Below are 21,494 nucleotides of genomic sequence, written 5' to 3' on the forward strand. Positions count from 1 at the left end.
AATGCGAAAGACATTCATTGGTGCGCTCCATCCGCTCGCGCCACGTCATGGGTAAGCCGGGGGCAACTGTGAACGGAATGTCTTGCTAGCACGCTTCCCTCTTGGCCGAGAGGGAAGCGTGTTTTTATTGGGACCAGCTTATCGTTGTTTGGCGAGGCCCTGCTCACGCATCTGGCTGAGGCTCATTTTCGGTGAAAGTGCTTCCGGATCGATACGGATTTCGATAAGGCCCGGCTTGCGGGACTTTTCGCAAGCCTCGAAGGCAGGAGCAAAATCAGCCGTCTTTTCCACCACTTCGCCATGCAGGCCATAGGCGCGGGCGAGCGCCGCAAAGTCAGGATTGGCAAGGCCGGTGCCTGAAACGCGGCCCGGATAGGTACGCTCCTGATGCATGCGGATCGTGCCATACATGCCGTTGTTCACGACGACGAAGATGGCATTGGCCCCATATTGCGCGGCTGTCGCCAGCTCCTGCCCGTTCATGAGGAAGCAGCCGTCGCCTGCAAAAGCCACCACTGTGCGTTCCGGCGCGGTGAGCTTGGCCGCGACCGCAGCCGGTACGCCATAGCCCATGGAGCCATTGGTCGGCGCCAGCTGGCTGCGATAGGTGCGGTATTGGTAGAAGCGATGCGGCCAGGCGGAATAGTTGCCCGCGCCATTGGTGATGATGGCGTCGGCTGGCAGATGCGCGCGCAGCCATTCCATCACTTCGCCCATCTGCACATCGCCGGGGATGGTGGGTGATTTGATGTTGTCGCGGTAATCGGCATTGGCGCTGTCGGTCCATGCCTTCCAGCGCGGATCGGCAACTGGCGCAAGCTTCGCTACCGCCGCACAGAAGGCAGGCATGGAAGCATTGACCGGAACGTCTGCATGATAGACGCGGCCCAGTTCCTCTGCGCCCGGATGGATATGGACGAGCTTTTGCTGCGGCACCGGAATGGATACCAGCTCGTAGCCCTGCGTCGTCATTTCACCAAGGCGGGCGCCGATCACGATCAGAAGATCGGCATCGCGAACGCGCTGCGCCAGCTTGGGGCTGATCGAGGTTCCCATTTCACCGGCATAAAGCGGATGGGTGTTGTCGAACATATCCTGGCAACGGAAGGATGCGGCGACCGGCAGATGCATGTTCTCGGCAAATTTCTGCAGATCGCTGACGGCGCTAGCATCCCAGCCGCCACCGCCGACGATGACCAGAGGCCGCTCGGCCTTCGCGAGCAGCGCCTGCATGTCCTGCAACTGGTCAGCGCCTGGATGCATCTGGACCTGCTTATAGGCCGGTGCATCGCTGACGGCGGCATAGGAGGTCAGCATGTCTTCCGGCAGGGCGATCACGACCGGGCCGGGGCGTCCGTTGACGGCGCGGTGAAAGGCTTGGCTCACAAGTTCCGGTATGCGTGCGGCGTCGTCGATCTGCACGACCCACTTGGCCATCTGGCCGAACATACGGCGATAATCGATTTCCTGAAACGCCTCGCGCTCGACCTGATCGCTGGCGACCTGACCGATGAAGAGCAGCATCGGCGTCGAGTCCTGAAAGGCTGTGTGGACGCCGACCGAGGCATTGGTTGCGCCCGGCCCGCGCGTGACGAAGCAGATGCCCGGCTTGCCGGTCAACTTGCCATAGGCTTCCGCCATGTAGGCCGCGCCGCCTTCCTGCCGGCAGACGATCAGGTCAATCGCGTCGCTGGAATCATGAAAGGCGTCAAGCGCGGCGAGATAGCTCTCGCCTGGGACGCAGAAGACCCGGTCAGCGCCATGGATGCGTAGCGCATCCACCAAAATCTGGCCTCCGGTACGGGCATTGGGTTTGCTCGTCATGTGATGCATTTCCTCAATCTCACCATGTCTGGCTTGCCATTCGGCTCGCCTTGCAAGGACGGTTTCTCCGCCTCTTTTCAAAAAAGATTGCCGTAAATTTCCGACAACCTATGTGTTTAGGGGAACGGGAATTCATGGTCAGACGCACCCAAATGGCCGACAGGTGCACCAGGCCTGTTTCGTTTTGCGGCAAAGTTTTCAGGTTCAGCCGCCTGCTTCTCCTCCCAGTCAAACACGTTGATATGAACATAGCCAGCGGTGCGAATACAGATTAAACATCATGACTAAACTGTATGAACTCATGATGCACCGGTATGGAGGAACAGCGATGGCCAAGGAAAACACGGGCAAGATCCGCATCGGTATTGGCGGATGGGCCTATGAACCGTGGGACAAGAGCTTCTATCCTGAAAAGCTGTCGAAGAAGCGCCAGCTTGAATATGCCTCGAGCAAGCTGACATCGATCGAAATCAACAGCACTTATTACGGACCCCAGAAGCCCACGACCTTCGCCAAATGGCACGATGAAACGCCGGAAGGCTTTGTGTTTTCACTGAAGGCGCCGCGTTTTTCCACCAATCGCCGCGTGCTGGCGGAGGCGGGCGAGAGCATTGAACGGTTCATGACCGGCGGCATGATGGAACTGAAGGACAAGCTCGGTGTGGTCAACTGGCAGTTCATGGGGACGAAGAAGTTCGATCCCGTGGATTTCGAGGCGTTCTTGAAGCTGCTGCCGAAGCGTGTGGACGGGCGCGATGTGCGCCATGCGGTGGAGGTGCGCCACGACAGTTTCAATTCACCGGAATTCATTGCCTTGCTGCGTGAATATGGGGTAGCCGTGGTGATCGCGGGCGACAGCGACTTTCCGCAATTTGCCGATATGACAGCGCCTTTCGCCTATCTTCGCATCATGGGAACGAAGGAAAGCGAACCGCTTGGCTATAGCGAAAGCGATCTCGACCAGTGGGCGGCGCGCGCGCAGGCGATAGCCGTTGGAGAAATTCCTGAAGGATTGAAGACCGTCACTCCGCCTGTTGCCGATCATATTGCCCGCGATGTCTATCTCTATGTCATCAGCGGCTATAAGGCGCATAATCCGCATGCGGCCATGGCCTTGATCGAACGGACAAAATGATGCCTCGTGGCGGCTGTTGATTTTCATCTGAGTCGCCTGAGCATCATGTCAAAATTCGATCTTTCCGCGCTTGAAGCCTTCGTTCATACCATTCCGCAGAATTACAAGGGACCGGGCGGTGCGGTCGCGGTGCTGAAGGATGGCAAGGTTGTGCTGCGCCATGCATGGGGCTTTGCCGATCTTGCTGCGCGCAAGGCAATGACGCCCGAAACGCGCATGCCGATCTGTTCGGTCAGCAAGCAGTTCACCTGCGCCGTTCTGCTCGACAGTGTCGGCGAGCCGGAAGTACTTGACGATGCCCTTGCCGCCTATCTCGACAAATTTGCGGAAAAGCGCCCCAGCGTGCGCGATCTATGCAACAACCAGTCGGGCTTGCGTGACTACTGGGCGCTGACGGTTCTGTGCGGGGCCGATCCGGAAGGCGTTTTTCTGCCCGAACAGGCGCAAAGCCTGCTGCGCCGCCTGAAGACCACGCATTTTGCACCGGGAACGCATTATTCCTATTGCAACGGCAATTTCCGCATTCTGGCTGATCTGATCGAGCAGCATACGGGCCGGTCGCTGGTCGAACTCCTGTCGGAGCGCATTTTCCAGCCTGCTGGTATGAAGACCGCAGAACTTATTCCCGATACGGCTCTGTTCAGCGAATGCACCGGCTATGAGGGTGACACGGTGCGCGGCTTCCTGCCTGCCGTCAATCGCCTCCACTGGATGGGAGATGCCGGCATCTGCGCGTCGCTGGACGACATGATTGCCTGGGAGCAGTTCATCGATGCGACCCGCGACGACGAAAATGGAATCTATCGTCGCCTGAGCGGACCGCAGACTTTCCGCGATGGTGCATCAGCGCCTTACGGTCTTGGCCTCAAATTCGAGGAAACGGGCGGCAAACGGCTGACCGGCCACGGCGGCGCTCTGCGCGGCTGGCGCTGCCAGCGCTGGCATTGCGCGAACGAGCGCCTGTCGACAATCGTTATGTTCAATTTTGAAGGCGGCGCGTCCGACGTTGCCTTCAAGCTGATGAATATTGCGCTTGGCGTTTCCACATCGGAAACGGTCAGGGTCGAAGCCGATGCCGCATGGTTCGGTTCATGGCTTGATCGTGAAACCGGTCTTGTGCTGAGCCTCGAAGATGCGGGACGTGGATGCATGAAAGCGCGTTTCGGCACCGGTCCGGAAATCATGGACGTGGTGTGCGAGAACGAAGCGCATTCGTCAATGACCACAATCCGTCGCGATGGTGATACGATCCATCTGGCGCGTGAAGATGAAAATCTGAGCCTGACGATGCAGCGCCTGAAAGGTGCGGCGAAGCAGGATATTGCGGGGCGTTATCGCAGCGACGAACTTGATGCCGATCTTTTGATCGCCAATGAGGGCGGTGCTTTCTACGGAGCTTTTGAAGGATTTCTCGGCAAGAGCGATATGTATTCGCTCTATGAGACGGGACCGGATGCCTGGCTGCTGCCGGTGCAGCGCTCGATGGATGCGCCGTCACCGGGCGAATGGAAACTTGTCTTCCATCGGGATGCCAAAGGCGAGATAACAGGGATGACCGTCGGCTGCTGGCTGGCACGGCATGTGGACTACAGGAGAATTCAGGAATGAGCGAACTGAAAGTCAGAACCCGCGAGACGGGCGCCGTCGCCGAAATGCCACACGGAAAGCTCCCCGTCATCACCACGCCGACCGGCGGCGTGGTTGAAATCGTCACCAGTGTCAGTCAGGCAGGCTTCAACCCACTCGACCTTATCTATTCGTCAGTTGCGGCCTGTATGGCGTTGAGTGCGCGCATTGCCGCGACCAAGCTCGAACTGAAGGAAAAGCTGACCAATGTGCGGGTGGAAGTGAAGGGCGACAAGGCGCATGAAGGGCCGTCGCGTATCGAACGGTTTGACATCACCTTTCATTTCGACGGCGACCTGACGGACGATGAAAAACATCGCCTTGCCGAAATGGCGGAGGAAATCTGCACCGTCAGTAATACGCTGCGCGGCGAGCCGCAGTTTGATCTGAAGGTATCGTAACCTTCAGATCACATCCCGGATGCGTTCGACGCCGACTTTGATGACGTTTTCCATGGCCAGACGCGCCTTTGTGGGATCACGCGATGCAATGGCATGTGCGATACGCAGGTGATTGGCCGCGCATTCGGTAATGCCCTCCCGCGAAGTCGCCGGTGAAGACAACTGAAACGAGACTGCGAGCGCGGCTTCGATCAAGCCGCTCACCGAACGCATGAACGGGTTGCCGGACATGCGGGCAACGGCAAGATGGAATTCCAGATCGACCTTGGCAATGGATTCCGGCGTGTGGTTCGAATCGTCGAACTTGGCGGCGAGCGCGTAAAGCTCGACAATTTCGTCGCTGGAAGCGCGCTCTGCGGCTGCGGCTGCGGCTGCCGGTTCCAGCGCCATGCGCATTTCGGCCAGATGGTCCACGAAGACTTCATCGAAGCCCGCCTCGAACCGCCATGTCAGCACGTCGGGATCGAAGAAGTTCCAGCTGGCATGGCCCAGAACGCGCGTGCCGACCTTGGCCTTGGGTTCGATGAGGCGCTTGGCGGCAAGGGTTTTCATTGCCTCGCGCAGAACCGTGCGGGATACGCCGAAGCGCAGCGACAATTCATGATCGCCGGGAAGAATGGACCCTTCGGGAATGGTGCCCGCGACGATGCCACGGCCCAACTCGCCCACTACGACTGCGTGGCTGTTATGGCGCTTGCGTCCGGTTATGGCCGTTTCCAGCAATCCCAATTCAGGCCTCCTTCATGCGTTGCCGCGCCAGTCTTAGATCGGAGAACCATACAAGTCCTCGTTGCAGAGCAATGAACAGGAACAGCAATATACCGATTGCTATTTTGGTCCACCAGGAAGACAGCGTGCCGTCGAAAACAATGTAGGTCTGGATCAGCCCCTGTATCAGAATGCCGACAAATGTTCCGGCCACAAGGCCGGCACCGCCTGTCAGCAAGGTCCCGCCGATCACCACCGATGCGATGGCGTCCAGTTCAACCCCCACCGTCGCCAGCGAATAGCCGGACGAGGTATAAAGCGTATAGACGATCCCGGCGAGGCCGGAAAGGATACCCGACATCGTATAGATGCCGATTGTGGTGCGGGCAATCGGAACGCCCATCAGTTCAGCCGACTGCTGGTTGCCGCCCAGCGCATAGATATTGGCACCGAAGCGCGTGCGATGGGCGATGATGCCGCCGACGATGAAGACTGCAAGCATGACCATGGCGATGAATGTCAGCCTGCCGCCGCCCGGCAGGCGGAAATAGAGCCCTTGCAAGGTGTCGAGAAACGGATGCGCGATGGGCACGGATTGCGTCGAGATAAGGAAGGCCGCGCCGCGTGCCAGAAACATGCCCGCAAGCGTTGCCACGAAAGGTGGAATCCGCAAGAAATGGATCATCATGCCCATCCACGCCCCGAACAATGCCGCGATCACCAGAATGAGCGCGAAAGCCACAAGCGGATGGACGCCGAACTGCCCGACGAGCACGGCAACGAAGACGCTGGTGAAGGCGATGACCGAGCCGACCGACAGGTCGATGCCGCCGGAGAGGATCACGAATGTCATGCCGACGGCGGCAATGCCGAGAAAGGCATTGTCGGTCAGAAGATTGCCGATCACCCGCGTCGACAGCATATTCGGAAACTGGATGATGCAGATCGCATAGGCGAGCAAAAAGATTGCAACCGTGGTCAGAAAAGGCAGATTGCGCAGTGCTTTCATTGCCGTGCTCCCTGCTGGCTCTGGTGAACCGGATTGGCTCCATTGCCCTTGCGCTCCGAGCGCAGGAAGGTAATGAGCTGCACAATGGCCGGTGACTGGAAGGTGAGCACGATCACGATGATGACGGCCTTGATGATGAGGTTGAATTCCGGCGGAAAGCCCGCCATAAGGATGCCTGTGTTGATCGACTGGATGATGAGCGCACCGAGAAGCGAGGCCATGATCGAGAAGCGCCCGCCATTAAGTGAGGTGCCGCCGATGACGACGGCCAGAATGGCGTCGAGTTCAAGCCACAGCCCGGCATTGTTGGCATCCGCGCCGCGAATATCCGCCGCCGCAATCAGCCCCGCAAGGGCAGCGCCGACGCCAGAAACCGCATAGACGCTGAACAGCAGGAACCTCGCCTTGACGCCCGCCAGCATGGCGGCGCGCCGATTGATGCCGGTTGCTTCAATCAGAAAGCCGAGAGCGCTGGAACGCACCGCGATACCGACTACCAGCCCGGCGAAAATCCAGATCAGCACGGGGATGGGTATGCCGAGAAATGCGCCGGAGCCAAGCGCTGCAAAGGAATCATTGTTGAAAGTCAGGATCGCGCCTTCGGTGATAAGCTGTGCGATGCCGCGACCTGCCACCATCAGGATAAGCGTCGCGATGATCGGCTGAATATCGAAGACTGCAACCAGAAAGCCGTTCCACAAGCCACACAGAAGGCCAACGCCAAGCGCTGCCGGAATCACAATTGCAAGCGGATAGCCTGCAACGATGAGTGACGCGGCAAAAGCGCCGCTGATTGCCATGACCGCACCGACCGACAAATCGATGCCGCGCGTTGCGATTACCAGCGTCATGCCAACGGCCAGAATAGCGACGGGTGCGGCGCGCACCAGAATATCGATCAGGCTGCCATAGAGCCGTCCGTTTTGGAACGAGATGTCGAGAAAGCCCGGCGCGATGATAGTGTTTGCCACCAGAATGAGCACAAGGGCAGCCAGTTGGGGGCTAAGTCTTTTGAGTTTTCTGGTCATGCGGGCAATCATGCTGCAGCTTCCTTTTCACTTCCGGTCTCAGCGATTGCACGCACGATATTGTCGGCAGTGATTTCCTCGCCCTTCAGTTCCGCCACATGGCGACGATCGGATAGGACGATGACGCGATTGGCAACGGCAGCAAGCTCCTCGAATTCCGAAGAGATGATGACCAGCGACATGCCATCGGCGCAAAGTTCTCCGATGAGCTTGAGGATTTCAGCATGAGCGCCGATGTCGATACCGCGCGTCGGCTCGTCGAGGATCAGCAGGCGAGGATCGGTGGCGAGCCAGCGGGCCAGAATGGCCTTCTGCTGGTTGCCGCCGGACAGGAATTTGATCGGCTTGTCAGGATCGGGCGGACGAATATCCAGCGCCTTGATGTAGCGTTGGGCAAGCGCCGTCTTTTCGCGCGAGGAAATGGGTCTGGACCAGCCGCGCTTCGCCTGAACGGCGAGCGCAATGTTTTCTGCCATCGAGAAATCACCGATGATGCCGTCGGTCTTGCGCTCTTCCGGGCAGAAAGCGAAGCGCTCCGAAATGGCGGCGACGGGCGAGGGAAGCCTGGTTTCCTTTCCGTCGACGGTCAAGGTGCCGCTATCGGTCTGATCGACGCCGAACATCAAAAGAGCAGTTTCGGTGCGGCCGGAACCGAGCAGCCCGGCAATGCCGACGGCTTCTCCCGGCTTGATCGAGAGATCGAATGGCGCCACGCTACCCTTCTTGCCGAAGCCTGCAAAGCGGATCGGGGCCACTGTATCGCGACTTACTTCCTCGGTGAGCTGGCGGCGCACGGTTTCCTGCAACTGGTGGCCGAGCATCATGGAAATCAGATCGGTGCGCGGCAGTTCCGACAGGTTGCGGCTGCCGACCAACCGTCCGTTGCGCAGCACGGTGGCACAATCAGCGATGGCGTAGACCTGATCCAGAAAATGGGTGATGACGACGATGCCGAGGCCTTCGGCCTTCAGCTGGCGTAGCACGCCGAACAGCATCTCGACTTCGCGGGCATCGAGGCTGGCGGTTGGTTCATCGAGAACCAGCACCTTGCCGGAAAGATCGACGGCGCGCGCAATCGCGATGATCTGGCGGATGGCGACCGAATAGGCGGACAGAGGCGCGCCGACATCGATGGTAAGGCCGTAGCGGGAAAGGAGTTTCGCCGCATCTTTTTCCATCCGGCCCCGGTCAACCAGCCCGAAACGTTTCGGCTGGCGCCCCAGAAACAGGTTTTCGGCGACCGTCAGATTTTCGAGAAGGTTGACCTCCTGATAGACTGTGCCGATGCCGAGCGTCTGCGCTTCCGCCACAGAGGCGGGCGCAATCGGCTGGCCCTCAAGCAGGATCGCCCCGTCGAAGCCGTGATAGGCACCGGTCAATATCTTGATGAGCGTGGATTTGCCCGCACCGTTTTCGCCGAGCAGTGCATGGATTTCACCCCGGTTGAGCGTGAAATCGACATGGTCGAGCGCGGTCACGCCCAGGAAGGATTTGGTGATCGAGCGGGCTTCAAGAAGCGGCATTGCGGCCGCCGATGGAGCGTCTTTTGCAGCCATGGCAGTCTTCCATTGCATTTTGCAAAGGTCATTCCGGGCCGCGATAGCCGCGGCCCGAGGACGAGAGGATCAGTAGCCGAGACCCTTCTTGGCTTCATAGACGGCCTTCGGATCGTCAGCCTGCGTGTAGAGCTTCGATTCCGTCTGGATCCACTTCGGCGGAACAGTGCCTTTGTCCTTGAAGGCTTCAATCGCGTCGAATGCCGGGCCTGCCATGTTCGGCGTCAACTCGACGGTCGCGTTGGCTTCGCCATTGGCCATGGCCTGGAAGATATCCGGCACGGAGTCGATCGATACGATCTTGATCTCGGTGCCCGGCTTCAAACCAGCTTCCTTGATGGCCTGAATGGCGCCGACGGCCATGTCGTCATTGTGGGCATAGACGGCGCAGATATTCTTGCCGCCACCTTCGGCCTTGATGAAGCTTTCCATGACTTCCTTGCCCTTGGTGCGGGTGAAGTCACCGGTCTGCGAGCGGGAAATCTTGATGTTGTCGTGTCCCTTGATCGCTTCCTCGAAGCCCTTCTTGCGGTTGATCGCTGGCGAGGAGCCGGTGGTGCCCTGCAGCTCGACGACATTGCACGGCTTGTCGCCCACATCCTTCACCAGCCAGTCGCCCGCGACCTTGCCCTCATGGACCTGATCGGAGGTAACGGCGGTCAGATAAAGGTCTTCTGGCGAATCGATCTGGCGGTCGAGCAGAACGACCGGAATTTCCGCTTCCTTGGCTTCCTTCAAAACAGCGTCCCAGCCGGTGGATACCACTGGGGCGATCAGGATTGCATCGACGCCCTGCGCGATGAAGCCACGCACGGCCTTGATCTGGTTTTCCTGCTTCTGCTGGGCATCGGCAAATTTCAGCGTATAGCCGCGCTTTTCGGCTTCCTGCTTGGTCAGGGCGGTTTCTGCGGCGCGCCAGCCTGACTCCGAACCGATCTGCGAAAAGCCGACTGTCAGCGATGCGGCAGATGCGCTCGAAATCAGGGCAAATGAAAATGCGGCCGTCAGGGCCGTCAAACTGCGTTTCATGATAGTTCCTCCCAGTAAGGCCCTCCCGGCCTTCGCATTTATGAAGCATATAATATTACTTTATGGCAAGCGTCTTTCGGTGCTTCCTGATGAAATGTCGGTGCGACAAACGCGCAATAGTCACATTTATAAATGTAAAACAAAGGCTTGTATTCGCTTTGTCTCTGTGGTCTTTGCGAACTGCCCCAATGGGGGCGGCAGCTCGCTTGACAAAGCGGGTTGCGGCAAAATAGTCATATTAATAACCCGAACCGTAAAATGGCGCCTTATGGCGTTTTTCAATCGGTCGGGGTGAATTCCGCAGTGGGTATGCGGAAAATGGGAGGTTTGATGTTACGTCTGGTCCAGTTCCGCGATGAAAGCGGAGAAATGCGTGTGGCTGCCTGCAATGACGAGGGAGCGGCGCATGTCGTCAAGGGCGTGGCAACGACCTATGAGCTGGCCTCGGCGGCAATTGCAGCGGGTATCAGCCTTGAAGAACAGGTAGTACGCAGCGGTAATGGCGATGCTGTAGATATTGAAGCCGCTCTGGCTGCGGGCCGCGTCGGCCTGCCGATTACCCATGCCGATCCGGCGCATTTGATTGTTGCCGGTACAGGCTTGACGCATCTGGGTTCAGCTGACGGTCGCGACAAGATGCACAAGGCCGCGCAAGCCGCCGAAAAGCCGACCGATTCCATGCGCATGTTCCTGATGGGCGTCGAGGGCGGCAAGCCGAAGCCGGGCCAGACCGGTGTGCAGCCGGAATGGTTCTACAAGGGTGACGGTTCGGCGCTTGTGGCAACCGGCGGTGAACTGGTTTCGCCTTCCTTTGCCGAAGATGGCGGTGAAGAGCCGGAACTGGCCGGCATTTACCTGATTGGCCCGGACGGTACGCCGTTCCGGCTTGGTTTCTGCCTTGCCAATGAGTTCTCCGACCACGTGACCGAAAAGCAGAACTATCTCTGGCTCGCCCATTCCAAGTTGCGCCAGGCCGCGTTGGGGCCGGAACTCTATGTCGGCGCGTTACCGGACCATGTGGAAGGCGTTTCGCGTATTCGTCGCGGCGATGAGATAATCTTTGAAAAGCCGTTCTTGTCGGGCGAAGCGAACATGTCGCACACAATCGCCAATCTGGAATATCATCATTTCAAATATGAGCTGTTCCGCCGTCCGGGCGATATTCATGTCCACTTCTTTGGCACGGCAACCTTGTCGTTTTCGGAGGGTGTGAAGACGGAAGCTGGCGACCGGTTCGAGATTTCCGCCAAGCCATTCCGCTATCCGCTGGTCAACACGCTCGCTGAGGCGACAAAGGCACAGGCTGCGGCAGAGAAAGTCGCCGTCAGTGCATTGTGAGTAGCAAGATGCCAGCTTCGTCCAACATCGCATTAGCAATTGTCGGTCTTGGCAAGATCGCGCGCGACCAGCATCTACCGTCCATCGAGGCGGTGGACGGTATCGCGCTGGCCGCTGTCGCCAGCCGCAATGCCGGTCTGGATGGTGTGCCGTCTTTTACGGATATCGACCAGCTGTTGGCATCCGGTGTGGCCATCGACGCCGTATCGCTGTGCACCCCGCCGCAGGGGCGCTTTACGCAGGCCTATGCCGCGTTGAAAGCACGCAAGCATGTGATGCTGGAAAAGCCGCCTGGCGCGACTATTTCGGAAGTACAGGCACTAGAGCGCCTTGCGCAAGCGGAAGAAGTGACGCTTTACGCCACGTGGCATTCACGCGAGGCGGCAGCGGTCGAACCGGCACGTGAATTCCTGAAAGATGCGGAAATCCACTCAGTTTCGGTCACGTGGAAAGAGGATGTCCGCCACTGGCATCCCGGACAGCAATGGATCTGGGAACCGGGCGGGCTCGGTGTGTTCGATCCTGGCATCAATGCGCTTTCCATTGTCACGCATATCCTGCCGCAACGCTTCTTCCTGACGCAGTCCGATCTGTACTTTCCTGAAAACCGTGCGGCACCCATTGCAGCCGACCTCCAGTTTCAGACCGAAAGCGGCATTCCGGTTTCGTTCGAACTGGATTGGCGTCAAACCGGACCGCAGACCTGGGACATTCGTGTGGAGACCGACAAGGGCACGGTTCTGCTCAGCCATGGCGGCAGTCGCCTGACCATTGCCGGGACCGAGAAAATGGCCGAGCCGGACCGCGAATATCAACGACTTTACAAGCGTTTCGTGCAATTGATCGGCACGGGGCGTTCGGATGTCGATCTCGCTCCGCTGACCCATGTGGCCGATGCGTTTCTGCTCGGAAAGCGGCATGTCGTCGAAGCATTTGAAGATTAAAGCGCATCCCGAAAAGTGTGAAACGGTTTTCGGACAAGATGCGCGATGAACCAAACATTTGGAATGTCGATTTGATTTTAAGGATCGGCGTCGAAGGAATCGAGACCGTTGTCTGGTCTCTTACCCACGCAGGACAATGAAATGAACAAGCCCGTCTCTCCGAAAACGCCAAAGCTCCGCTCGCGCGCCTGGTTCGACAATCCTGATAATGTCGATATGACGGCGCTCTATCTGGAGCGCTACATGAACTATGGCCTGAGCCAGGAAGAGCTGCAGTCCGGTCGTCCGATCATCGGCATTGCGCAAACGGGTTCCGACCTCTCACCCTGCAACCGTCATCATCTGGAACTGGCCAAGCGCGTCCGCGAGGGCGTTCGTGAGGCAGGCGGTATTGTTATCGAATTTCCGGTTCATCCTATTCAGGAAACCGGCAAGCGCCCGACCGCAGGTCTGGACCGCAACCTTGCCTATCTCGGCCTCGTGGAAGTGCTTTACGGCTACCCACTCGATGGCGTCGTGCTGACTATTGGCTGCGACAAGACAACGCCTGCCTGCCTGATGGCTGCCGCGACGGTCAATATTCCGGCGATTGCGCTCTCGGTCGGTCCGATGCTCAATGGCTGGTTCCGTGGCGAACGCACCGGTTCGGGCACCATCGTCTGGAAGGCGCGCGAGCTGCTTGCCAAGGGCGAAATCGACTATCAGGGCTTCGTTAAGCTCGTTGCTTCCTCGGCACCGTCCACTGGCTATTGCAACACGATGGGCACGGCCACGACGATGAATTCGCTCGCCGAAGCGCTCGGCATGCAGCTTCCCGGTTCCGCCGCCATTCCGGCACCCTACCGTGACCGTCAGGAAGTGGCATATCTCACCGGACGCCGCATCGTTGAGATGGTGCATGAGGATTTGAAGCCGTCGGACATTCTGACCAAGGATGCCTTCGTCAATGCCATTCGCGTCAACTCCGCCATTGGCGGCTCGACCAATGCGCCAATCCATCTGAACGCGCTCGCTCGCCATGTCGGCGTGGAACTGACGGTCGATGACTGGCAGAAATATGGCGAGGAAATTCCGCTTCTGGTCAACCTGCAGCCTGCCGGTGAATATCTCGGTGAGGACTATTATCACGCGGGTGGTGTACCGGCCGTCGTCAACCAGCTGATGGGGCAGGGCCTCATCAATGAGGATGCGCTGACCGTCAACGGCAAGACCATCGGCGAAAACTGCAAGAACGCCACCATTGAAGACAGCAATGTCATCAAGACCTATGACCAGCCGCTGAAGAAACATGCCGGTTTCCGCGTGCTGCGCGGCAATCTGTTCTCGTCGGCGATCATGAAACTGAGCGTCATTTCGGACGAGTTCCGCAACCGCTACCTGTCCGATGACAAGGACCCGAATGCTTTCGAAGGCAAGGCGGTCGTGTTCGACGGGCCGGAAGATTATCATCACCGCATCGACGATCCGGCGCTGGAAATCGACGAAAATACGGTGCTGTTCATGCGTGGTGCGGGCCCGATCGGCTATCCGGGTGCGGCGGAAGTCGTCAATATGCGCGCACCGGATTATCTTTTGAAGAAGGGCATTACTTCGCTGCCATGCATCGGCGACGGTCGCCAGTCGGGCACGTCGGGTTCACCGTCGATCCTCAATGCCTCCCCGGAAGCTGCCGCAGGCGGCGGGCTGGCCATTCTGAAGACGGGTGACCGCGTCCGCATCGATCTCGGTCGCGGCACGGCAGATATCCTGATTTCGGATGAGGAACTGGCTGAACGTCGCAAGGCGCTGGAAGCTACTGGCGGCTACAAGTATCCGGAAAGTCAGACGCCGTGGCAGGAAATCCAGCGCGCGGTTGTCGGTCAGATGGAAACCGGCGCGGTTCTTGAAAATGCGGTCAAGTATCAGGACATCGCCCATACTCGCGGCCTGCCGCGAGATAACCACTAATCGTGGGCACTAATCATGAGGCTGCCATGCGTCCAAATGGACGTGTGGCCCTAACTTATTGATTTTAGGCTCAGCCAGTTCCCGGATCGGATTGAGCGCGAAAACAAGGAACCCGGTGCGGCGGAATGGCGGCACCGGGTTCTGACGTCTTTGTTATTCAGATCGCTGTGCGGCGCGCGTGATCGAGATAAATCTCGCGCAGGCGTTGGGCGATGGGGCCGGGCTTGCCCGTGCCGATGGTCTTCTCGTCTATGGCGGTGATCGGCGTGACGAAAGTGCCCGCGCTGGTGAGGAAGGCTTCCTTTGCGACATAGGCTTCATCGATGGTGAAGAGCCGCTCTTCCAGCTTCATGCCGGTCTCGGCGATCAGTTGCAGAAGCGAAAGCCGCGTGCAGCCGGGCAGGATGGAATTGCTGTTAGGCCGTGTGACGACGACATCATCATTGGTCACGATATAGGCAGTGGACGATGCGCCTTCGGTCACATAACCGTCTTCGATCATCCACGCTTCATCGCACCCCGCGTTCTTGGCGATTTCCTTGGCGAGCGCTTGCGGCAACAGACAGACCGTCTTGATGTCACGGCGTTTCCAGCGCAGGTCTTCCAGCGAAAGCACGCGTGCACCGGTTTTCAGTGCAGGCTTGTCGAGCAGATTGGCTTCCTGTGTGAACAGGACGACTGATGGCTTCATACCCTTTGCAGGTACGAAATCGCGGTCGCGTCCGTCGCCGCGCGTTACCTGTAGATAGACCAGACCTTCGGTCAGGTTGTTGCGGCGCACCAGTTCGCGTTCGATAGCCACGATCTCATCTTCATTCATTGGCATCGGAATGCCGATCTCGCCGGTCGAGCGGCGCAGGCGTCGCATATGCGGCTCGCTGTCGATGAGCTTGCCTTCCAGCACGGCTGTCACTTCGTAGATGCCGTCGCCGAACAGGAAGCCACGGTCAAAGATGGAAATGCGCGCGTCGCGGGCGGTGACATATTCGCCGTTGACATAGACGATGCGGTTTTCGAGTTCTTCTGCTGAAACGGCCATGATGGAATGTGTCCTGAAACGAAAAGACTGCGATCAAGTCGCAGTCTTTTCATAGGTCACTCGGCTGCAATGGGAAACAGCTATTTTCAGGCGGCCTGCTTTGCAGCGGCGATGGCTTCGCTGCGGATTTCCTCCGTGAGCTTGAGGCGCAACTCCGAGAATTCCGGGCTTGCCTTGACGTGGTAGGTGCGCGGATGGGCGATATCGACCGGGGTGATCGATTTGATCTTGCCCGGACGAGCGGTCATCGTAACCACGCGGGTCGCCATGAAGATGGCTTCCTCGATGTCGTGGGTGACGAAGATCACTGTCTTGTGCTCCCGCTCCCAAATGCCGAGCAGAAGTTCCTGCATCAGTCCGCGGGTCTGGTTGTCGAGTGCGCCGAACGGCTCGTCGAGAAGCAGGATTTTTGGATCGTTGGCAAGTGCGCGGGCAATCGCCGTGCGCTGTTGCATGCCGCCCGAAAGCTGCTTTGGCCAGTGATCTTCAAAGCCACGCAGCCCGACCTTGTCGATATAGCTGTCCACGATTTCGCGCGCCTGTTTTTCCGGCACGCCTTTTTCGCGAAGCCCGAAGCCGACATTCTGACGGATCGTGAGCCACGGAAACAGCGTGTAGGACTGGAAGACCATACCGCGATCGGCGCCGGGGCCGGTTACGGGTTTACCTTCCAGCGTCACTGTGCCGGTGGTCGGTTTGTCGAGACCGGCGATGATGCGAAGGAGCGTGGACTTACCGCAGCCCGAGGGGCCGAGGACGGTCACGAAATCATTTTTCGGGATGACGAGGTCGGTCGGCTGCAATGCCAGTGTCGGCTTGCCGCCATGCACGCCCGGAAAGGTGCGGCTCACGCCCTTGATGACAAGTTCCTGGTCGCCTTTCGTAACCATTATGCGAACCTCCATGCGAAGAGCCAGCGGTTGAAATATTTGAAGGCAAGGTCGGAGATCAGGCCAATGACGCCGATGACGATGATACCGAAAATGATCTGGCCGGTGGCCATTAGCGCCTGGCTGTTGATAATCATGTAACCGATGCCGGACGAGGCGCCGATGAGTTCGGCCACGATCACGTAGGTCCAGGCCCATCCGAGCACGAGGCGCAGCGTTTCGGCTATATCCGGAGCACTGGCAGGCATGAGGACACGGCGAATGATGCCGCTGTTCGATGCGCCGAGCGTATAGGCGGCTTCGACAAGATCGCGTCGTGTATTGGAGACTGTCACGGCGATCATGAGGATGATCTGGAACACTGCACCGATGAAGATAACCAGCAGTTTCTGGGTTTCGCCAATGCCTGCCCACAGGATCAGCAGTGGCACGAAGGCTGAAGCCGGGAGATAGCGGGCGAAGGATACGAAGGGTTCCAGCAGGGCTTCGATGGGCTTGTAGGCGCCCATGGCGATCCCGAGCGGAATGGCAACGACGCTTGCCAGCACGAAGCCGCCCAGCACACGCCAGACCGTCATGCCGATATCATTGAGGAAACCCTGATTGGCAATGAGGTCCCAGCCGTCCTTCACCATGGTGATGGGATCGGCAAGAAAAGTCGGGGAAACGAAGCCGCCCAGAGTGGCGATACCCCAGAACACAAAGAAGAGAATGAAGAATAGAATACCCAGTAATATCCGGGGCTGACTGCCTATCGGCTGCAAGGGCTGCATATATTTTTCCGTTTGATCGTGTATCTGCCGCACTCGACAGGCGGAAAATGAGGAAGCCCGGACGCTTGGTCCGGGCTGGCGCATGAAACGATGTTACTTGATGAAGCTCGTGTCCACGATATCGTCGAGATTGGGCTTCGACTTGATCACGCCTGCCTGCAGCAGAAGGTCGGCGGCTTCGGTCGAGAATTCCTTGAATTCCTTCTCGAAGAATTTCTGGTTTGCCACCTTGTCCTGCCAGCGAAGATAATCGGCCGATTTGCCGAAATCCTCGCCCGACTGCTTCACGTCCTTGCCCATGATTTCATAGGATTTGGCCTTGTCGGAAGCGATCAGCTGCAGCGCTTCAAAATAACTGTCGGCGAGTGCTTTGGCAGCTTCGGGGTTCTTTTCCAGGAAATCGGGCGTGCAGCCGACCGTATCCATGACCGCCGGATAATCGAGCGTGGTGGCGAGAATCTTGCCCTTGTCGGGTGCTCCGCGCACGGTGGACAGATAAGGCTCGTAGGTCATAGCGGCATCGTTCTGGCCTGCCACAAAAGCCTGAGCAGCCGGTCCCGGCTCCATATTGACGACCTTGACGTCCTTCGTGGTCATGCCGTTTTTGGCGAGCATGAAGGCGAGAAGGAAGTAAGGCGATGTGCCCGGTGCAGAAGCGGCAACCGTCTTGCCTTTCAGATCGGCGAAGGAGTTCACGTCGGCGCGGACCGCGATACCATCAGCACCGTAAGATTTATCCATCTGGAAAATCTGCTTGGTCTTCACGCCAGCGGCGTTCCAGACGATCCATGTTTCAACGGTGGTGGCCGCGCACTGGATATCACCGGAAGCCAGTGCCAGATGACGGCTTGCCTGCGGGATTTTGGTCAGCGTCACGTCGAGACCATTTTTCTTGAAAATACCGGCTTCTTTCGCAAGTGTCAGCGGAGCAAAGCCGGTCCAGCCGGACAGGCCGATGGAAACGGCGGTTTCCGCATGCGCAGCCGATGTGAACGCGAATGCTGCTAGTGCTGCCCCGGCGAGCAATGATTTCTTCATGTGTAGTACCCCTTTTATAGTGAGACTTTTTTGTCCCTTCATTCCTGCCAAATTAACAGGACCGTGTCGTCTGTCCAGAGAGTTCGTCGCGGATATTTGAGCCCTCCCATCTCGTGCGAACAGTCATAAGCTACTGGTCATGCTGGATTAATTGCGATCAGGTAAGTCGTTCCCTTCCCCTTTAGTTCAAGAGGCAAGGCGTCGCAGTTCGTGAAGACTGCGCAATCATGCTGCTCAAGTTTTGTGGTTTTACCTGCAAATGTCAGATCGACCTGACCTTCGGCGCAGAAGAGAAGTAACGGATTCCCGTCGGCCTGGGTGAGCGTGGTGCCACCGACAGGCAGGCGCCGGACCATATGGATAAAGCGCCCGCGTCGGGTCATGACGTTGAGATCGGTAATGGCGGATCCGATCAGCCGTGCGCTGGAGTGCGCATCGGCGGCAAAGGACAACGGCGCGCTTTCACGAGTGAGGATATTCGTCTGTTCCTCGACGTCGAGCACGATGCCGTCGCCCTCCAATACGGACAAGGTGCGATCGATGCCGGGGAAGATGGAGAACGGACCGTCGCTGGCGACCGTTGCCATGGAAATGCGCCAGTCGAAATTATCGACTGACGTGCCTTCCGGATAGACTGCAATTTCAACCGTCACGCCGCCACCGTTTTTCCACGGCATGCGGCGATGACTTTCTGCCTTGCGGATAGAGAAAGCCATTCGACCTCAATTTCCAAGGATCGCTGGGAGGCGCAGGCCCTGTTGCTTTGCCCAGTCGAGCGCTTCTTCATAGCCCGCATCGGCATGGCGTATGACGCCGGTTGCCGGGTCGTTCCACAACACGCGCTCAATGCGACGACCCGCATCTTCAGTGCCGTCGCAGCAGATGACCATACCTGCGTGTTGCGAGAAGCCCATGCCGACGCCGCCGCCATGATGGAGCGAGACCCATGTTGCGCCTGAAGCCGTGTTGAGCAGCGCATTGAGCAGTGGCCAGTCGGACACGGCATCCGAGCCATCCTTCATGGATTCGGTTTCTCGGTTTGGCGAAGCCACCGAGCCGCTATCGAGGTGATCGCGACCAATCACGATCGGCGCTTTCAATTCGCCATTGCGGACCATTTCGTTGAAGGCGAGGCCAAGGCGGTGACGGTCACCGAGGCCGACCCAGCAGATGCGCGCTGGCAGGCCCTGAAACGCGATGCGTTCCTTCGCCATGTCGAGCCAGTTGTGCAGGTGCTTGTTGTCGGGCAGCAGCTCCTTCACCTTGGCGTCGGTCTTTGCAATATCTTCGGGATCGCCGGAAAGGGCAGCCCAACGGAACGGGCCGATGCCGCGGCAGAACAGCGGGCGGATATAGGCAGGTACGAAGCCCGGAAAATCGAAAGCGTTTTCCAGACCCTCTTCCAGCGCCATCTGGCGGATATTGTTGCCGTAATCCACCGTTGGAATGCCAGCATTCCAGAAGTCGAGCATAGCCTGAACCTGCACCTTCATCGAAGCACGGGCAGCCTTCTCGACAGCCTTTGGATCACTCTCCTGCTTGGCGCGCCATTCGGCGACGGTCCAGCCAAGCGGCAGATAGCCATGCACCGGATCATGTGCGGAGGTCTGGTCGGTGACGATGTCCGGCTTTACGCCACGCTTGACGAGTTCCGGGAAGATTTCAGCCGCATTGCCGATAAGCGCAATGGACTTTGCCTCGCCTGCCCTGGTCCAGGCGTCGATCTTGGCCAGTGCTTCATCGAGGCTGTGGGTTTTCTCATCGACATAACGGGTACGCAGGCGGAAATCGGCGCGGGTTTCGTCACATTCGACTGCAAGGCAGCAGGCACCGGCCATGACGGCTGCGAGAGGTTGCGCGCCGCCCATGCCGCCGAGACCGCCAGTCAAAATCCATTTGCCCTTGAGGTTGCCGTCATAGTGCTGGCGACCAGCTTCCACGAAGGTTTCATAGGTGCCCTGAACGATGCCCTGCGCGCCGATATAGATCCACGAACCGGCAGTCATCTGGCCATACATGGCGAGACCTTTCTTATCCAGTTCGTTGAAATGATCCCAGGTTGCCCAATGCGGCACGAGGTTGGAATTGGCGATCAGAACGCGCGGTGCATCCTTATGGGTGCGGAATACGCCAACCGGCTTGCCAGACTGCACCAGCAGGGTTTCGTCTTCATTGAGTGTCTTGAGGGTGGCGACGATGCGGTCGAAATCGTCCCATGTACGGGCTGCGCGACCAATGCCGCCATAGACAACCAGCTCATGCGGACGCTCGGCCACATCGGGGTCGAGATTGTTCATCAACATGCGCAAGGGCGCTTCGGTGAGCCAGCTCTTGGCGTTCAGTTGGTCTCCGCGCGGCGCTCGCACTTCGCGCTCATTATGGCGTGGGTTGGACATGGTTTCCTCCTCAGGATTTCAGGTCGGCGGCAATCGTTTCCAGCCGCTGCAAAAGGTTTTTGAGATGGACGCGAAGTTTGCCCGCCTTGGCTTCGTCATAGGCAAAAGGCACGGCTTCGGTCGCAAGATGGGTTGATTGGGCAAGCTCCATCTGGATCGCGTGCACGCCGGTTTCCGGCTTGCCATAATGGCGGGTCGTCCAGCCGCCCTTGAAGCGGCCATTGAGGATCGACGTATAGCCATCGGCCCCAGCGGTCACTTCAACAGCCGCTGCCTCGACCTTGGGATCGCAGGTCTTGCCCATATCCGTGCCGATGTTGAAATCGGGCAATTTGCCTTCGAACAGGAACGGGATATGCGAGCGGATCGAATGGCAGTCATAAAGGATGGCGACCCCATGGATTGCCTTTACCCGTTCGATCTCGGCGGCAAGCGCCTCGTGATAGGGCTTGTGGAAGCGCGCAATGCGGTCGGCAATATCGGCTTCCGTCGGTGCTTCTCCGTCTTTCCAGATGGCAATGCCGTCAAAGTCGGTTTCCGGGATCAGCGTCGTGGTGTTCTGTCCCGGATAGAGGCTCACACCCGCCGGATCGCGATTGGCATCGATGCAATAGCGGTGGAAGGTGGCGCGCACCGTAGTCGCGCCTTCGATGAGACCGTCATAGAGCGTGTGAATGCGCCAGTCGGTATCGGCAAGAATTTTGCCATTGTCGTTGAGACGCGCCCAGATATCCTGCGGCACGTCGGTTCCGGTGTGCGGCAGGCCAAGAATGACCGGCGACGTTCCCTGACGAACTTCGAACGGGCTCATGC

At 58.4% G+C, this 21,494-nt stretch carries 19 protein-coding genes; 6 read left to right on the plus strand and 13 right to left on the minus strand.

All coding sequences use genetic code 11. From position 1 onward, the window contains the following. Nucleotides 1-138: 138 nt before the first annotated feature. A complete protein-coding gene (locus HWX93_RS05100; RefSeq protein WP_176036718.1) occupies nt 139-1,824 on the minus strand; it encodes a thiamine pyrophosphate-binding protein in 1,686 nt (561 codons plus the stop codon). Between the two features lie 328 nt (nt 1,825-2,152). On the opposite strand from HWX93_RS05100, the gene HWX93_RS05105 reads away from it, so the two are divergent. The 3 genes from HWX93_RS05105 to HWX93_RS05115 are packed head-to-tail and all read left to right on the plus strand — an operon-like array spanning nt 2,153 to nt 4,986. After that, complete coding sequence (locus HWX93_RS05105) at nt 2,153-2,959, plus strand: DUF72 domain-containing protein (protein ID WP_176036719.1); 807 nt, start codon at nt 2,153-2,155, stop codon at nt 2,957-2,959. 45 nt (nt 2,960-3,004) lie between these two features. Further along, nucleotides 3,005-4,567, plus strand: a complete 1,563-nt coding sequence (locus HWX93_RS05110) for a D-aminopeptidase (protein WP_176036720.1) — start codon at nt 3,005-3,007, stop codon at nt 4,565-4,567. Beyond that, the gene (locus HWX93_RS05115; RefSeq protein ID WP_176036721.1) at nt 4,564-4,986 is read left to right on the plus strand and encodes an OsmC family protein; all 423 of its coding nucleotides are present in this window, start codon (nt 4,564-4,566) and stop codon (nt 4,984-4,986) included. Before HWX93_RS05110 ends, HWX93_RS05115 begins: the two co-directional genes overlap by 4 nt. Nucleotides 4,987-4,989: 3 nt before the next feature. Here HWX93_RS05115 and HWX93_RS05120 read toward each other — a convergent pair whose 3' ends face one another. The 5 genes from HWX93_RS05120 to ytfQ all read right to left on the minus strand — a co-directional run bounded on the left by HWX93_RS05120 (nt 4,990) and on the right by ytfQ (nt 10,316). Then, nucleotides 4,990-5,715, minus strand: a complete 726-nt coding sequence (locus HWX93_RS05120) for a FadR/GntR family transcriptional regulator (protein ID WP_176036722.1) — start codon at nt 5,713-5,715, stop codon at nt 4,990-4,992. Nucleotide 5,716: 1 nt separating this feature from the next. Further along, nucleotides 5,717-6,703 (minus strand): galactofuranose ABC transporter, permease protein YjfF, encoded by a 987-nt coding sequence (gene yjfF / locus HWX93_RS05125; protein ID WP_176036723.1) that lies wholly within the window; start codon nt 6,701-6,703, stop codon nt 5,717-5,719. After that, nucleotides 6,700-7,743 (minus strand): ABC transporter permease, encoded by a 1,044-nt coding sequence (locus HWX93_RS05130; protein WP_109987333.1) that lies wholly within the window; start codon nt 7,741-7,743, stop codon nt 6,700-6,702. Before HWX93_RS05130 ends, yjfF begins: the two co-directional genes overlap by 4 nt. Then, nucleotides 7,740-9,287 (minus strand): sugar ABC transporter ATP-binding protein, encoded by a 1,548-nt coding sequence (locus HWX93_RS05135; RefSeq protein ID WP_176036724.1) that lies wholly within the window; start codon nt 9,285-9,287, stop codon nt 7,740-7,742. Before HWX93_RS05135 ends, HWX93_RS05130 begins: the two co-directional genes overlap by 4 nt. 69 nt (nt 9,288-9,356) lie before the next feature. After that, the gene (ytfQ, locus tag HWX93_RS05140; RefSeq protein WP_210267199.1) at nt 9,357-10,316 is read right to left on the minus strand and encodes a galactofuranose ABC transporter, galactofuranose-binding protein YtfQ; all 960 of its coding nucleotides are present in this window, start codon (nt 10,314-10,316) and stop codon (nt 9,357-9,359) included. Between the two features lie 330 nt (nt 10,317-10,646). On the opposite strand from ytfQ, the gene araD1 reads away from it, so the two are divergent. The 3 genes from araD1 (at nt 10,647) to HWX93_RS05155 (ending at nt 14,545) form a co-directional block, all read left to right on the plus strand. Beyond that, the gene (araD1, locus tag HWX93_RS05145) at nt 10,647-11,654 is read left to right on the plus strand and encodes an AraD1 family protein (protein WP_109987330.1); all 1,008 of its coding nucleotides are present in this window, start codon (nt 10,647-10,649) and stop codon (nt 11,652-11,654) included. An 8-nt stretch (nt 11,655-11,662) separates the two neighbouring features. Continuing rightward, nucleotides 11,663-12,598, plus strand: coding sequence for a Gfo/Idh/MocA family protein (locus HWX93_RS05150; RefSeq protein WP_176036725.1), 936 nt, complete (start codon nt 11,663-11,665; stop codon nt 12,596-12,598). A 141-nt stretch (nt 12,599-12,739) separates the two neighbouring features. Further along, the gene (locus HWX93_RS05155) at nt 12,740-14,545 is read left to right on the plus strand and encodes an IlvD/Edd family dehydratase (protein ID WP_176036726.1); all 1,806 of its coding nucleotides are present in this window, start codon (nt 12,740-12,742) and stop codon (nt 14,543-14,545) included. Nucleotides 14,546-14,702: 157 nt separating this feature from the next. Here HWX93_RS05155 and HWX93_RS05160 read toward each other — a convergent pair whose 3' ends face one another. The 7 genes from HWX93_RS05160 to hutG form a co-directional block, all read right to left on the minus strand. Further along, complete coding sequence (locus tag HWX93_RS05160) at nt 14,703-15,584, minus strand: D-amino-acid transaminase (protein ID WP_176036727.1); 882 nt, start codon at nt 15,582-15,584, stop codon at nt 14,703-14,705. A gap of 86 nt (nt 15,585-15,670) precedes the next feature. Next, nucleotides 15,671-16,474 carry an ABC transporter ATP-binding protein gene (locus tag HWX93_RS05165; RefSeq protein WP_176036728.1) on the minus strand — a complete coding sequence of 268 codons (804 nt, stop codon included), beginning with the start codon at nt 16,472-16,474 and terminating at the stop codon, nt 15,671-15,673. Then, nucleotides 16,474-17,247: an ABC transporter permease gene (locus HWX93_RS05170; protein WP_061345816.1), complete on the minus strand. Its 774-nt coding sequence runs from the start codon at nt 17,245-17,247 to the stop codon at nt 16,474-16,476. Before HWX93_RS05170 ends, HWX93_RS05165 begins: the two co-directional genes overlap by 1 nt. A gap of 93 nt (nt 17,248-17,340) precedes the next feature. Continuing rightward, nucleotides 17,341-18,285, minus strand: coding sequence for an ABC transporter substrate-binding protein (locus tag HWX93_RS05175; RefSeq protein ID WP_176036729.1), 945 nt, complete (start codon nt 18,283-18,285; stop codon nt 17,341-17,343). Nucleotides 18,286-18,422: 137 nt separating this feature from the next. After that, the gene (locus tag HWX93_RS05180; RefSeq protein ID WP_109987323.1) at nt 18,423-19,001 is read right to left on the minus strand and encodes a HutD family protein; all 579 of its coding nucleotides are present in this window, start codon (nt 18,999-19,001) and stop codon (nt 18,423-18,425) included. Nucleotides 19,002-19,007: 6 nt separating this feature from the next. After that, a complete protein-coding gene (gene hutU, locus HWX93_RS05185; protein ID WP_176036730.1) occupies nt 19,008-20,681 on the minus strand; it encodes a urocanate hydratase in 1,674 nt (557 codons plus the stop codon). Nucleotides 20,682-20,691: 10 nt separating this feature from the next. Beyond that, on the minus strand, nt 20,692-21,492 hold the full coding sequence (gene hutG / locus HWX93_RS05190) for an N-formylglutamate deformylase (RefSeq protein ID WP_176036731.1): 801 nt from the start codon (nt 21,490-21,492) through the stop codon (nt 20,692-20,694). Between the last annotated feature and the right edge of the window lie 2 nt (nt 21,493-21,494).

The organism is Brucella tritici (assembly GCF_902825325.1).
Taxonomy (GTDB): domain Bacteria; phylum Pseudomonadota; class Alphaproteobacteria; order Rhizobiales; family Rhizobiaceae; genus Brucella.